The organism is Bartonella sp. MU70NMGDW, from assembly GCF_042194085.1.
Taxonomy (GTDB): Bacteria; Pseudomonadota; Alphaproteobacteria; order Rhizobiales; family Rhizobiaceae; genus Bartonella; species Bartonella grahamii.
Genome location: NZ_JBHIMK010000402.1, coordinates 1 through 1,045, shown reverse-complemented (window position 1 = coordinate 1,045; position 1,045 = coordinate 1). Strand labels below are relative to the sequence as shown.

The window sequence follows — 1,045 nt, the reverse complement described above, 5'->3', positions numbered from 1 at the left end:
GGGTCATAAAAACGAAGGATCAAAGAAAAAATGGTGCTTTTTCCTGCTCCGGAAGCCCCAACAAAAGCAACCGTTTCGCCTGCTTTTACAGAAAATGAAAGCGAGCGTAAAACCTTCTCTTGTGGTCTAGAAGGATAGGTAAAATCAACCTGATCAAAAACAAGTTCACCTCGAACAGGTTGCTCTAATGATAAAGCATTTTTAGGTGCTACAATAGTAGGTTGTTCTTGTAATAATTCGGCAAGCCGTTCAGCAGCGCCTGCTGCTTGGATTAATTCTGCTCCCAGTTCCGATAATTGCGCAAAAGTAGAAGCTCCAAAAACTGCATAAAGGACAAATTGCCCTAATGTTCCTCCTGTCATCGTTCCATTCAAAACATCGCGCGATCCAATCCATAAAACAGCAACCACACTGCTAAAAACCAAAAAAATTGCAAACCCCGTAAAAAAGGAGCGCAGGATCACGGAAGCACGTGCTGTTTGAAAAGCACGTTCTATCAATTGTGAAAAACGTATTGTAACGAGTTTTTCAGCGGTAAAAGCTTGCACAGTGCGAATAGCACTTACCTGCTCTGTAGCAACAGCATTGGCATCTGCGAGACGATCTTGCGCCGCACGGGTACGAGAGCGAACTTTACGTCCAAAGACGACCAAGGGAATGGCCACAACAGGAATAGCAGCCAAAACCAACAAAGACAGTTTAGCATTGGTGATCACCATCATCACAACGGCTCCGATCACGATAATCAGCTGACGCAAAGCGGTAGAGGCAGTAGAGCCCACAGCTAATTTTATTTGTGTGGTATCTGTGAGAAGCCTTGAAACAATCTCTCCTGAATGTGACCGATCAAAAAAAGCAGGAGAAAGTTTCATAATATGAATAAACACATCACGCCGTAAATCGGCAACAATCCGTTCTCCCAAGGTGATAACACAGTAATAACGGGCTGCTGAAGCAAATGCGAGAAACAAGGCTAAGATAAACAAAATTCCGAAGTAAAAATTGATATGTCCATGGCTTGAAGTAGAAAACCCATGATCAAACA

1 protein-coding gene is annotated in these 1,045 nt (G+C 43.2%); it reads right to left on the bottom strand.

Annotation, left to right across the window (positions count from 1 at the left end; translation table 11 throughout):
* A partial coding sequence (locus tag ACFIKE_RS12290) for an ABC transporter transmembrane domain-containing protein (protein ID WP_375650031.1) occupies positions 1-1,045 on the bottom strand: 1,045 nt, incomplete at both ends.